Origin of the sequence: Sporolactobacillus terrae DSM 11697, from assembly GCF_000648615.1 — a bacterium.
Classification (GTDB): domain Bacteria; phylum Bacillota; class Bacilli; order Bacillales; family Sporolactobacillaceae; genus Sporolactobacillus; species Sporolactobacillus terrae.
Genome location: NZ_JFZC01000068.1, coordinates 1 through 13035 on the forward strand (window position 1 = coordinate 1; position 13035 = coordinate 13035).

The following is a 13035-nucleotide window of genomic DNA, read 5'->3' on the forward strand; positions in this document are numbered from 1 at the left end:
AACGCTTGGATGAGTGGCTCCGCTCGAGAATTCGTCAATATATCTGGAAGTCATGGAAGAAAATCAAAACCCGTTTCAAGAAGCTCCGGAAGTTAGGGATGTCTGAAGCACAAGCATTCACCTGCGCCAATACCCGTAAGGGTTACTGGCGGACAGCCCACAGCAAAACGCTTTGTTACACCCTGACGAATGAAAAGCTGGAGCATCTTGGATTGATTAACCTTTCCAAGATGCTCCAGTATATTCAAAGTGCCTAAGTTATTGAACCGCCGTATACGGGTCCGTACGTACGGTGGTGTGAGAGGTCGGCAGTGTGAACTGCCTCCTACTCGATCACCGAATTGTTGAGTATATCGTTATTACGCAGATGAATGGATGGCGATACCCCTTGTGAAGGGGAAACCATGGCTCTGTTCCCGGGACGCATTTAGAAAAAATGATCCGTCTCTAGGCTACTCTCAGTAGCTAGCTGGACGGATCGGGTGAAGCGATGATTCAGTTTCGTGTGCGAGTTCGCTCATAGCGGATATAGCTTGATTCTTTACGAACAGACGGATCTCTTCACCGTAGGGTTTTGATTGTGTCCCGGCATGGATGGTAGCTTGACGGTAGGAACGGTTAGCTGAAGACAATCGGTGTCCATTTTTTAAAATCCGTCCGGTTTTGTTGAACGATAAAATCTCTCACGCCAGTTTTGATTCAGCTGTTGATCGGCTGTTTCAGCAGCTTTTCAATATCTTCAGCGATTTTTTCCGGCTTCACTGTGGATGCGTAGCGCTGAACGACTGTCCCGGAACGATCAATCAGGAATTTGGTGAAATTCCATTTGATATTGGAGCTGAGTATGCCGCCCTTCTGTGATTTCAGATAGGTGTAGAGTGGGTCGGCATGTTCGCCATTGACGTTAATCCGAGCAAATCTGGGGAAAGTCGTATGATAGCGCATGGAGCAGAATTGATTAATTTCTTCGTTTGTTCCCGGCGCCTGATGACCAAACTGATCACAAGGGAAATCAAGAATTTCGAAACCCTCTGGTTGATAGTTTTCATACAGTTTCTGAATCCCTTCGTATTGAGGGGTGAATCCGCATTGTGTCGCCGTATTGACGATCAACAGTACTTTTCCTTTGTAATTAGCCAATGATACTGAGTTTTCATTCAAATCTTTGACACTAAATTCATAAATACTCATTTTCGATCATCCCTTTATTTGTAAATTAACCGCCAAAGGTAGTCAGTGTTCTGCCTCCATGTCCGCAATCGATTTCCTCAGTGCTGCATTTAGATCCTGAATCTTTTTCAGATAGAGTCTATACTGATCTTCTGCCAGGTCTGTTTGCCGACCGCAGTTTTGCACGGCCTGAAGGATTTCGGATTGTTTTCGTCGTCCAAAATCAGTCAGATGGACGAATAACTGCCTTTTGTCTTCAGGTGACCGCCGACGGATAAGCCAGCCAGCGGTTTCCAAACGCTTAAGAAGCGGCGTCAGCGTGTTGCTTTCCAAATGCAGTCTTCGCCCGAGTGCATGCAGCATCAGCCCATCCTCTTCCCAGAGCGCCAGCAGAACAACATACTGAGCGTACGTCAGATGAAAGGGCGCGAGTGCGATCTGATAGAATTTGTTAAACAGGCGATTCGCATTATAAACCGCAAAGCAAAGCTGATTATCCAATCTAATGGATTCATTAACCGGAATCGTTACCGATCCCCCCAGTCATGCAGCTATTTCAATCGCGCACGATTGATTTCGAGTTAACTTTAACACAGCCCCTATTTCCCGACAAGTCATCTGCTCATAAGTAGATGATATTTATTCAATCGGTAGCGTGGATAAGCATGCTTTCTCACATTTCGTTGAATAAAATGGGGAAAAAAAGTCATTCCGGCGCATCGATCACGCAGAATGACTTTTTTATTGATCTACAGTGGCTGTTTGTTAGTGTTGAACGGTTTCTCCGGAGGGAACAACGGCATCTTCTTTTTTGCGAAGCCGCTCGCTGATTTCAGCATAGGAACCTAAATGTGGTCCCTTAAAATGATGCTTGGCATAGGCAAAGAAGTAGATGGTCAGCAGCAAGAGAACGGAAATAAAGATTTTTCCCGTGGCATAGTGAAGCGTGTAATGGCTTGTTATGGTCACGTCGCTCGGCGAGATTACCATCAGGACAACTAAGAAAATAATCCAAGCACAGGCGATCACACTCACGGGACCGCTCCAACCTTTCAAGTTCCACGGACCGTCATCTTTTGCCGTCCAAGCGCCTTTGCTCTTTGCCCGCAACTTAAGAAAGATGGGAACAAAGTAGGAACCATAGAGACCAATCACACTAAGCGAAGTGATTACAGCGTAAACATTATTGAAGATTGCGGACAGAAAGGCGATAACGGACACCAGCCAGATTGCGTAGTTCGGTGTATAGAATTTTTTGGATACATGGGACCAAATTTTAGAAAACGGCAGCCCTTTATCTCGGCTGAATGCGAAAATCATACGTGAGGATGAGGTAATTGAAGACAGTCCGCAGAACCACATCGCGATTGTGACCATCCAGAGCATCGCTTGGCCGAACCATCCACCGACCGCTTGTTGAATCGCGACAATAAACGCATTACCGCCGGCTTGAGCAACCGCGGAAGGGTCCTTAATGGACATCGTAACGATGGCGAGAAGAATAAACCCAAAAATTCCTGATATGGCAACGGACAGATAAACACCCCAAGGAGCTCTAACTTTTGGATCAATGGTCTCCTCACTTGTGTGCGCAGAAGCATCATACCCGGTAAGTGTCCATTGTGCCTGCAGCAACCCAACAAGAAAAGCGAACCAATAAGGGGTGCTGCCGCTTGTTACGGTTGAGAAATCAGCATTGAAAAGGTAGCCGACATTATGGCGTGGACCAAAAGCAGTCAGCACGCCGATGATGATGAAGACCCCAATAATATGATAAATGGCTGAAAAAGAGTTTAGTTTGGAAACAACATTGATCCCGATGTGATTGAACGTGGCGTGCATGATGAGAATCACAGCATAGGTGACCAGGGTTTGTCCATGCGTTGGATTGCCGAACAGCAGAGCTGAGGCAAAACCGGCACAGCCAAAATCAATCCCCGCAACAATAGTTACCTGACCGATGATGTTCAGCCATCCTGTAAACCAGCCCCATCTTGGTCCACCCAGAATCGATGCCCAATGATAAATCGCGCCTGATGTTGGAATTGACGATGTCAGTTCTGCCATGGCTGCGGCAATGAATAGAACAAACAGTGTAACCAGCGGCCAGCCGACGCCCATGATTGCCGGTCCGCCTTGGTTAAACCCATACCCATAAAGGGTTACGGCTCCGGTAAGGATAGAAATAATTGAGAACGAGACCGCAAAATTCGAAAAGCCGCCCATATCACGCAACAATTCTTGTTTATACCCGAATGACTTAAGATCTTCTGACGGCGCATTTTTCGATCGCATGCTGACGATCGAACGATTAGCCTTAAGTATAATGGCGAACATGACGATGAGAAGAAGCATATTCACCACAATCCCAAGCAACAACATAGAAAGGATCTCCTTTATCATGGAATAAATTATGACGGAACAGTCATTGAAATGATGAAATATAATACAAAAAATTCAGAATTCAATACATGCAATCTAGGAGTTCGTTCTTAGATGAAAACCTTCAGTGATTAAGTCGGGGAAGAAAACGTCGGGATGAGCCATCAATAGTCATTTGTTTGTCGCATCACCTTACATTGATTTTTAATAAAAACAGGAATAATTGCACCAATCGCAGATGAAAGAGTTAAAATGATCTTAATACGTAAGGATTTATAACATGTAGTAAATCATAGCACATCTTAATCTTTCTGCAACCTATTTGTTCAGAAATTGGGAGAAGGATGATCGAAAATTGGAATCTGTTGTTTTGAGTGTGGGGATTGACATTGGCACATCCACCACACAATTAATCCTCTCAAGGTTAACCATTCAAAATAAGGCCTCTTTCTTTTCGGTTCCCAATATCGTCATCGCAAAGAAAGAGATGATTTACCAAAGCGACATTATCTTTACGCCGCTTTCGCAAGGCTATCAAATTGATTATGCAGCGATTGCACGATTTGTTGGTCAACAATACATGTTGGCGGGGGTAAGCAAACAGTCAATCGGAGTGGGTGCCATCATGATCACCGGTGAGACTGCCAGAAAAGAGAATGCTGATCGTGTTGTACAAACGCTGAGTCAAGATGCCGGCGACTTTGTGGTGACAACCGCCGGTCCTGACCTTGAAGGCATTTTAGCGGCTAAAGGATCAGGAGCGGGAAAGGTTTCGTTGGAAAGAAAAGTGCCGATTATAAATCTAGATATTGGTGGCGGAACGACCAATCTTGCTGCTTTGGATGGCGATCAGGTCCTTGACACGGCCTGCTTTGATATTGGCGGCCGATTAATTAAAGTTGATCCAATGACGCTGCAGATCAGCTATATTGCTCCGAAAATTCAGCAGCTCATTCATCAATTAAACCTCAATCTTTTTGAAGGAACCATCCTGAGATCCACAGAACCGCTAAATCCAATTCTTGATGTCTTTGTTCAAGTATTGGAAAACAGCATCGGCATTGGCGAGAGAACCCGTTTTTTTGACTTGCTTGTCACGAATCATTGTTTTACGCGACGTGATACGGATCGGATTCGATCCATTTCCTTTTCCGGCGGTGTGGCCGATTGTATGATGCAATCGGAAAATCGTCAGCCTTTTGTCTATGGGGATATTGGCCTGTTACTGGGAAAGCGGCTGCGGCACTCAAAGATTTATCGATATAAACAGGTTGTGACGCCGCAAGAAACGATTCGAGCTACGGTGGTCGGGGCCGGATCTTATTCGATCACTGTCAGCGGAAGTACGATTGCTTATACGCCGGATGCGCTCCCTGTCCGCAATGTGCCAATGATCAAACTGACGATTGAACCGATGAACGGCAACGCGCTTGGGTTAGCGGATCAAATCAAAAGCGGTCTTGAAATCTTTCGTACCCATGGAGAACTCACAAATGTTGCCCTATATATCGTCGGTTTAAAAAGTCCTTCTTTTAATCAATTACAGCACTGCGCACGAGAAATTGTTTCGGGGGCCCATGCATTGCTTGACCAAAATCTGCCACTGATTGTGATTACGGAAGAAGATATCGCCAAAGCATTGGGGCACAGTTTATTTTACAATCTGCCGCAAAACTATTCTTATATCTGCATTGATCGCATTAATGCTAATCACGGCGATTATATCGATATCGGAACACCTGTGCCACATACGACCGTTTTGCCGGTTAGTGTCAAAACACTTTTATTCAGCAATTAGGGAGGTGCCGCTTTATGATTTTAAAGACGATGCTGGAGGGGCAGCTGTATGCGTTTGATTCGATTAAAGAGGTTTTGGCAAAAGCCAATGAACAAAAATCGGGGGATCAGCTGGCCGGTGTTGCTGCGCAAAGCGCGCAGGAACGTGTCGCGGCGAAAATTGTCCTTGCTCAGCTGACACTCAATGATCTCTTTAACCACCCGGTTGTTCCCTATGACGAGGACGAAGTGACGCGAACCATTATTGATGGTGTGAACACGCGGATCTTTCAATCAATAAAAAGTTGGACGGTCGAAGAACTTCGTGAATGGCTGCTCTCCTATGCGGCAACAGACAGTGAGATCAAACGTCTATCAAGAGGACTAACCGCTGAGATGATTGCCGCTGTCTGTAAGCTAATGACTAATATGGATTTGATCTATGCTGCGAAAAAGATACATATTGAGAAAACGGCAAATACAACCATCGGACGCCCAGGAACCTTTTCTTCACGGCTGCAGCCGAATCACCCGACCGATGATTTAAATGGAATTATGGCTTCAGTCATGGAGGGACTCAGTATGGGTTCCGGTGACGCAGTGATCGGTCTTAATCCCGTAAATGACTCTGTAGAAAGTGTGCGAAACATTTTAAATAAATTCGAAGAGTTCCGAAGCAAGTGGGAGATTCCGACGCAAACTTGTGTGCTTGCGCATATTACAACACAAATGGAAGCCGTCAGGCAAGGTGCTCCTACCGGTTTGATCTTTCAATCCATTGCCGGTTCAGAGAAAGCCAATACGGCATTCGGCATAAATCGCGGCATGCTGGCTGAGGCGCGCCAGCTTGCAGAAGAGCAGGGTCAGGCATGGGGCCCGAATGTCATGTATTTTGAAACCGGCCAAGGCTCTGAATTATCGTCTGACGCGAATTTTGGAGCAGATCAGGTAACGATGGAAGCGCGATGCTATGGTTTTGCTCGTACATTTGATCCGTTTCTTGTCAATACGGTTGTCGGGTTTATTGGTCCGGAATATTTGTATGATGCAAAGCAAGTGCTACGCGCCGGGTTGGAAGATCATTTTATGGGTAAATTGACAGGCCTCTCGATGGGGTGTGATGTTTGCTATACCAACCACATGAAGGCTGATCAAAATGATGCTGAGAATCTCACCGTTCTGCTTGCTTCAGCTGGATGCAATTATATTATGGGTGTCCCGCATGCAGATGATGTGATGCTCAATTATCAATCAACAGGATTTCAAGAGACGGCGACCATCCGTGAATTATTCAATCTGCATCCGATTCGAGAATTCGAAAAATGGATGGAGAAAATCGGCATCGTCGAGAACGGGCGGTTAACGGAACGCGCCGGCGATGCATCTATTTTTCTTGAATGAAATGGAACGACGGATAAGCGATATTTCGTAAATCACTCCCAAAAATGGAAGTGCGCGACGCTTGCGGGAGCGTACTTTGTGGATGTATGCCAGCGATCCCCCGCGGCAAGCAAGCAGCTAGAGTGTCGCACATGCACCAGATCGATGGCAAAGGATCCAGCGCAGCTTGACTTTTCTCAGTGGAGATAAATCGAAGGAGATGATTTCATGGAAAAAGAGACTCATCAATCAAGCCAAGTACTCAGTGATATCTCAGAAATCAATTTGAGAGAGCAGCTCTTGGTTCCGAATTCGCATCATTTGGACGGCTACATGAAGATGAAGTCCTTCACTCCGGCAAGGCTCGGTCTTTGGCGCTGTGGCCCGAGATATAAAACACAATCAATTTTAAGATTCAGAGCGGATCATGCAGCAGCTCAAGATTCGGTTTTTTCTTATGTAGACCCCGACTTAATCAAAGCAATGCAGTTTATTGCCATCCAGACACGCTGCCGCTCGAAAGATGAATACCTGACACGTCCGGATTTAGGGCGGCGATTTTCAACAGAATATGCAGAAAAAATCAAGAAGCACATCACCCATCCTCCGAAAATTCAACTCGTTGTGGGTGATGGACTAAGCTCTGCCGCGATTGTGGCAAATATTAAGGATGTCATTCCATCGATCAAACAAGGATTGAATCATTATGGCCTCGATTGTACACAGCATATCTTTGTCAAGTACTGCCGTGTTGGCGTGATGGATCAGATTGGCGAAATGACTGATGCTGATGTGGTGTGCATGCTGATCGGCGAGCGACCGGGATTGGCAACGGCGCAGTCCATGAGTGCCTATATCGCCTATAGACCAACCATGGGGATGCCGGAAATGAGACGCACGGTCGTGTCGAACATCCATGCGCAAGGAATTCCACCCGTCGAAGCGGGCGCCTATATCAGTGAGCTGCTCTATAAAATGTTGCGTTATAAAAAATCCGGTCTTGATTTAAAAGCAGTCGAAAATACGGATTAATTTTTCGATTATAAGGTTGAGATAAGCGTGAGCAGATTGGCCGATCAAGGGATTCAAATCCTTCGGAGTTGTGACACCAGAATTATTTGAATTTTGGTTCTATACATGGTTTTAAAAATCCGCGACAATAGCTACTAGGACAAGCGGGCAGCTGCTTGAAATTGGTACCAGTTATATGGAGGGGATACAGCTATGGACAATATTAATGGCAAGATTATCGTCATTACCGGAGCGTCAAGCGGGATTGGCGAAGCAACGGCACGCAAGCTTTCTGCAGAAGGCGGCACGGTGGTTCTTGGTGCAAGGCGAACCGAACGGCTTGAAAAGCTGGCTGCTGATCTTCGCAAAGCGGGAGGAGAGGTCGCTTTCCAGCAAACCGATGTGAGCAACAAAATGGATATTCAAGCGCTTGTTCAGACAGCCGTTGAAAAATACGGCCATGTAGACGTGCTTTTCAATAATGCTGGTTTGATGCCACTATCACCGCTGCGTGATTTGAAAGTGGAGGAATGGGAGCGGATGATTGACGTCAATATCAAGGGGGTGCTCTATGGCATTGCTGCTGTACTGCCTATGATGCGCGAGCAAAAGTCAGGGCATATCATTAATACAGATTCGGTCGCGGGTTATGCCGTGAGCCCGGGCGGCTGGGCGGTTTACAGCGGGACCAAATTTGCGGTTCGAGCTATTGCTGAAGGCCTGCGCCTTGAAGAATCTCCGTATAGCGGCATTCGCGTCACGAACGTATCACCGGGTGCGGTACAAACCGAATTGCCAAGCACCATCACCGATCCCAAGCTCAAAAAGCAGGTCGAAGAAAAAGAGAAGTTCCGCGGAATTAAACCAGAAGCCATTGCCAATGCAGTTGCCTATGCAATCAGTCAGCCTGATGAGGTCGCAATCAATGAAGTGATTGTCCGACCGACGGCGCAGCAAAACTGACTCGGAAGCATTGCTTAGCATCAAAAGTCACTAAAACAAGCTCAGGCCATGGGGATGGTCTGAGCTTGTTTTGGTGTGTGATCCTCAGATATGCTTTATGCGTTCATTATATAGTTAAGTCATTGAGTAGTTGATAACAAAGCTCCTGGACACTTACCTAGAGCTTCTCCAAGGTCATTAGAAATTCAGTTTTCCACAAAGTTAGTACTAAGACCTTAGTCTGCAAAATATATACATCTTATAGTGAGTGCGCTATAATTTAATGAGGGACTGTATATACTGATACTGCTTTTAAGAATAGGTGGTGTTTATGTATGCAGGATAAAAAAGGGGAGGATAAAAAAATGGCTACCGAACTCGAGACGCGAGACCATGTCTTTACCATTAGTGTCGATGCAATAAGAAAATTAGAGTCAATGACACCAAGACGTTTTCCGCAAACAGGTACGAAAAACTTAAACGACATGTCCCCTGAAGAACGTGATTATCATCTTGCACGAATTAGGAAGGTATGGAGTGAGAAATAATGCTGGTTGTTCGTCTATCTGAAGCATGTTCATTAATTGAGGAAGGGAGGGTTAAAGGCGCCCTCTCTTCTTTTACATGTTTTGATGAGCGTTAGCCGAGCACTTTAGAAGTGCAAGATTTTATTCGAATAAATGCATTTAAGACGGATGCGCAGAGTTTTTCAAGAACGCATTTATTTCTCGACAATGATTATCAAATAGCAGGTTTTTTTACACTGATGACCAAGACTTTTCAAATTGCTGTTCATCGTGATCAGAGAAAAGATTTTGCAAGTTTATCTAATTCTAGGAGAAAATCATTAGGAATTCGTAAAGTTAATGATACTTATGTTCTGCAAAGTTATTTGATTGCTCAACTTGCTCGTAACTTTTCCGTGCAATCCGATGTATCCGGGAAAATGATTCTGAATCAGGCGCTGCAGTATATTCAGGATGCCTATTATCGGATTGGTGGAATTCGTTGTGCTACGGTAGAATATCATCCAACGTCCAAATTACAGAAATTCTATAGTGAAGCAGGGTTCACATGTATTTCTGAAAACCCAACGACAAAGAATATTTTAGGTGCACTGACACTAATGTGAAGGAACCAGTACTTTAATGCTGAGATTCTGGGACAGATCATTGATTTACTCTACGATATATAGTGATTTAATCTCATAAACCAATGACAGTATCTTCGATCGCCTCTTTTACACATCGCACAAATTATACTGAATTTCTTGATCTCATGGCTCCCTTGGTTGAGCGACAAAGAACAAGCCCTGGCTTTTTCTGACTTTGAAGCACTGTCTTGGGGCCCCTGGGCCCGTGCACGTGAAAATGTGTGGCTGCTATACTTTGGGATGCGACCATCCAAAGTTTCCCCATTTGTACACGATTTCAATCCCAAAGACTATCAAGCTGCTAACTTCAGCAAACGGGAGATTAAAGACTTTTTGAGCAATACTCCCAGACTGACAATTCTTAAATATTTTACAAAATAAGTATGGGAGAAGGGAACATTGTGGATTCATTAATTGTTGATTATTTGGAAAAATTCATGTTGAGAAAAAATGAACAGTGGGGTCCGATCGAAAATGAAACGGGCATATTGTCGAATGTACCGATCATGAAGGTAACCGCTCGAACACGTAGGGTGGTCGGTATTTTGACCATGAATTCTATGGAGTCCGATTTGATGAGATGCGGCAAGAAGTTGAAAATCAAGTAGAAATATTGGCTCATAATCTAATTGAAAGCAAAGCGGTTACCTGGATTGCAGGTAGACTCTCGTTACCGTAAGCTGTACGAAATCTATCAGCTGATTAAGCAAGAACTGGTTTAAGCGTTAATACATCTTCGATTAAATAAAAAATCTCGGCATTCACCATCCGTTTCTACTCCGGATGGCAATTGCCGAGAAAATACATAACGTTTTTTAATGAAGGGCATCGTTCTCTGCAGAGATGCGCACAGCGTTCGGTGACTTACTTTTGACACCTACTCTTCATTTGCTAACAGAAAAATCAATTCAATTCGCTTTTAACGCTTGCGTTTTGTAAAAGGGTATCATTGTTTTGGGATCGAGCAATTTCAGTGCTTGCTCAGGCACATCGGGCAGCTGCGCGGCTAAGGTTTGAATAGGTATGTCCATTTCCAGTGATTGTTTGACTAGCTTGCATGTTTTGCTGTATCCGATATAGGGGGTCAATGCGGTTGCGAGAATGGCGCATTGATTTGCTTCTTTTGCGCATTGCGCGCGGTTGGCTTGTATGCCGTTGATGCAGTTGATTCGGAAGGTTCGTAATGTTTTTTGCAGCAGCCTGGATGCGCTGATTAGGTTGCGTACGATAATGGGTTCGAATGCATTGAGCTCCAGTTGCCCGGCTTCTGCAGCGAGTGTGTTGGTTGTGTCGAAGCCGATGATTTGGAATGCGACTTGATTGACTAATTCAGGGATGACGGGATTGACTTTGCCGGGCATGATCGATGAACCGGCTTGCTTTTTGGGCAGAAAGAGTTCGTTATAGCCGAATTGTGGGCCGCTGGAAAGCAGGCGGAGGTCGCTGGCCATTTTAGACAGCGTCACCGCTAACAATTTGTAGGCATGGGAGAGCTGGACAAACGCATCGACATGCTGGGTTGCGTCGATTAAGTTATCTGCTTGGCGGAGCGGCTGACCAAACTGCTTGCTGACTTCGGGAACGATCCGGCGGACGTAGTACTCGGAAGCGTTAACGGTTGTGCCGATGGCGGTTCCACCAAGATTTAATGTTCTTAATGCATCACGGCTGTGATTGAGTTCATTAAGATTTCGAGCGATTGCCGATGCAAATGCCTGGAATGTATTGCCGACTGTTGTAGGCAGTGCGTCTTGCAGCTGCGTTCGCCCAAGTTTGACCACGTCTTTCAACTCGTCTGCTTTTTGCACCAAACCATCAAGAAATTGGTCGATTTCCAAGGCAAGGCGTTTGCTTAAACGCAACAGGGCAAGCTTGCTTGCGGATGGAAAGACATCGTTCGTTGATTGGCAGCGGTTGATGTCATCATTGGGGTGCACAAGGGTGTAGTCGCCTTTCGTTCCGCCAAGCAGTTCGATGGCGCGATTGGCGATGACCTCGTTGGCATTCATATTCATTGAGGTGCCGGCACTTCCTTGAATGGCAGGTGCAATGAATTCTTGATTAAATTTTCCTTCAAGGATTTCATCACAAGCGCGGGTGATCGCCGTTGCTTTTTCGTTGCTGAGTGAACCGTCTTCATGGTTGACGATTGCGGCGGCTTTCTTTATCAGGGCAAGTCCATGAATCAGTTCTGAATCGATCGTTTCCGCAGCCACACTAAAATTTTCTTTTGCACGCAGTGAATGTATGCCATAATAGGCGGATTGCGGGATTTCTTTTGTGCCGAGTGCATCGGTTTCCGTTCTCATAGGGGTGATGATTCCTCCTTGTTTTATTGGATACGACTAAGATAATCCGAAACGAATGAAAAGGCGACGGCTTTTGAACAACTCGTTCGATAAAAATTTTTTTCGCCCGGATTCTTAATTAAATAATTTAATGCGTTAAAAAATATCACAAAAATAAACTATGTATGTCATATAATCTTACAACTGTTTTTGCATTCTTTCGGAAGTTGCATATAATGAAAATCGAATAATAAAGGAGTGAATTATCGGAATGGATTCTATAGATCGGAAGATTATTAATCGGCTCCAGCAAAATGCACGCGTTTCCCTTAAAGCGCTGGCAAAAGAATGCTACATCTCTCCACCAACCATCTCCGCTCGAATACACCATCTGGAACAATTAGGCATTATCAAAAATTATTATACCTTGATTGATTATAAGAAAGCCGGCTATCCTATTAAGGCCTTTATTCATGTCAAAGTCGATCCTAAAGACAAATCGGATTTCTATAAATATATTGAATCGATTCCTAATGTCCTTGAATGTAACTGTGTGTCCGGCGAATTTTCGATGGTGATCAAAGTAATTTTCGAAAGCACGGAACTACTGGATTCATTTATTAATTTGCTTCAGCGCTTTGGCAAAACGAATACGCAAATTGTTTTTTCAACCCCGGTGGACGTACGCGGCGTGAGTCTGAGCGAGGAGAAGGCGTGAATTCGGGGCAAAAAGTGAAATCAGGTTAGGGATCGCAAAGGCCCATGTGGCCAATGCGGTTCCTTTTTTTTTATTATATAATGGACCACTAGCCTTGCATTAAGTAACTTTGATGATTCAAAATACCAGGAATATTCGAATTTAAGAAGGCTAACCAACAAAAAAATCCTTTATAATGGAAGTACAGGTGGTTCCTGTCCCAATCCAATCATAAA

12 protein-coding genes and 1 pseudogene are annotated in these 13035 nt (G+C 44.8%); 9 read left to right on the forward strand and 4 right to left on the reverse strand.

The genetic code is table 11. The annotated features are described in order from the left end of the window. A pseudogene (locus AA84_RS0113095) lies at positions 1-257 on the forward strand (group II intron reverse transcriptase/maturase); the annotation flags it as partial. Between the two features lie 442 nt (positions 258-699). On the opposite strand, the gene AA84_RS0113100 reads toward AA84_RS0113095, so the two are convergent. The 3 genes from AA84_RS0113100 to AA84_RS0113110 form a co-directional block, all read right to left on the reverse strand. Continuing rightward, positions 700-1191 (reverse strand): glutathione peroxidase, encoded by a 492-nt coding sequence (locus tag AA84_RS0113100; protein WP_028977580.1) that lies wholly within the window; start codon positions 1189-1191, stop codon positions 700-702. Positions 1192-1233: 42 nt separating this feature from the next. Then, a complete protein-coding gene (locus AA84_RS0113105) occupies positions 1234-1671 on the reverse strand; it encodes a MarR family winged helix-turn-helix transcriptional regulator (RefSeq protein ID WP_201770056.1) in 438 nt (145 codons plus the stop codon). Positions 1672-1935: 264 nt separating this feature from the next. After that, positions 1936-3552, reverse strand: coding sequence for an amino acid permease (locus tag AA84_RS0113110; protein WP_028977582.1), 1617 nt, complete (start codon positions 3550-3552; stop codon positions 1936-1938). A gap of 355 nt (positions 3553-3907) precedes the next feature. Here AA84_RS0113110 and AA84_RS0113115 point away from each other — a divergent pair, with 355 nt between their 5' ends. The 7 genes from AA84_RS0113115 to AA84_RS0113145 all read left to right on the forward strand — a co-directional run bounded on the left by AA84_RS0113115 (position 3908) and on the right by AA84_RS0113145 (position 10422). Next, the gene (locus tag AA84_RS0113115) at positions 3908-5350 is read left to right on the forward strand and encodes an ethanolamine ammonia-lyase reactivating factor EutA (RefSeq protein ID WP_028977583.1); all 1443 of its coding nucleotides are present in this window, start codon (positions 3908-3910) and stop codon (positions 5348-5350) included. Between the two features lie 14 nt (positions 5351-5364). Next, positions 5365-6729, forward strand: coding sequence for an ethanolamine ammonia-lyase subunit EutB (locus tag AA84_RS0113120; RefSeq protein ID WP_028977584.1), 1365 nt, complete (start codon positions 5365-5367; stop codon positions 6727-6729). 207 nt (positions 6730-6936) lie between these two features. Continuing rightward, a complete protein-coding gene (gene eutC, locus AA84_RS17900) occupies positions 6937-7740 on the forward strand; it encodes an ethanolamine ammonia-lyase subunit EutC (protein ID WP_152540379.1) in 804 nt (267 codons plus the stop codon). Positions 7741-7932: 192 nt separating this feature from the next. Continuing rightward, the gene (locus AA84_RS0113130) at positions 7933-8682 is read left to right on the forward strand and encodes an SDR family oxidoreductase (RefSeq protein ID WP_028977585.1); all 750 of its coding nucleotides are present in this window, start codon (positions 7933-7935) and stop codon (positions 8680-8682) included. Between the two features lie 344 nt (positions 8683-9026). Further along, positions 9027-9209, forward strand: coding sequence for a hypothetical protein (locus AA84_RS0113135; RefSeq protein WP_152540380.1), 183 nt, complete (start codon positions 9027-9029; stop codon positions 9207-9209). Between the two features lie 110 nt (positions 9210-9319). After that, complete coding sequence (locus tag AA84_RS0113140) at positions 9320-9793, forward strand: hypothetical protein (protein WP_028977587.1); 474 nt, start codon at positions 9320-9322, stop codon at positions 9791-9793. A 422-nt stretch (positions 9794-10215) separates the two neighbouring features. Further along, on the forward strand, positions 10216-10422 hold the full coding sequence (locus AA84_RS0113145; protein WP_028977588.1) for a hypothetical protein: 207 nt from the start codon (positions 10216-10218) through the stop codon (positions 10420-10422). 300 nt (positions 10423-10722) lie between these two features. Here the strand turns inward: AA84_RS0113145 and AA84_RS17905 are convergent, their stop codons facing one another. Next, positions 10723-12123, reverse strand: coding sequence for an aspartate ammonia-lyase (locus AA84_RS17905; RefSeq protein ID WP_051578031.1), 1401 nt, complete (start codon positions 12121-12123; stop codon positions 10723-10725). Between the two features lie 250 nt (positions 12124-12373). On the opposite strand from AA84_RS17905, the gene AA84_RS0113155 reads away from it, so the two are divergent. Further along, entirely contained in the window at positions 12374-12820 is a 447-nt protein-coding gene (locus AA84_RS0113155; RefSeq protein ID WP_028977589.1) for an Lrp/AsnC family transcriptional regulator, read from the forward strand. The last annotated feature ends 215 nt before the right edge of the window (positions 12821-13035 follow it).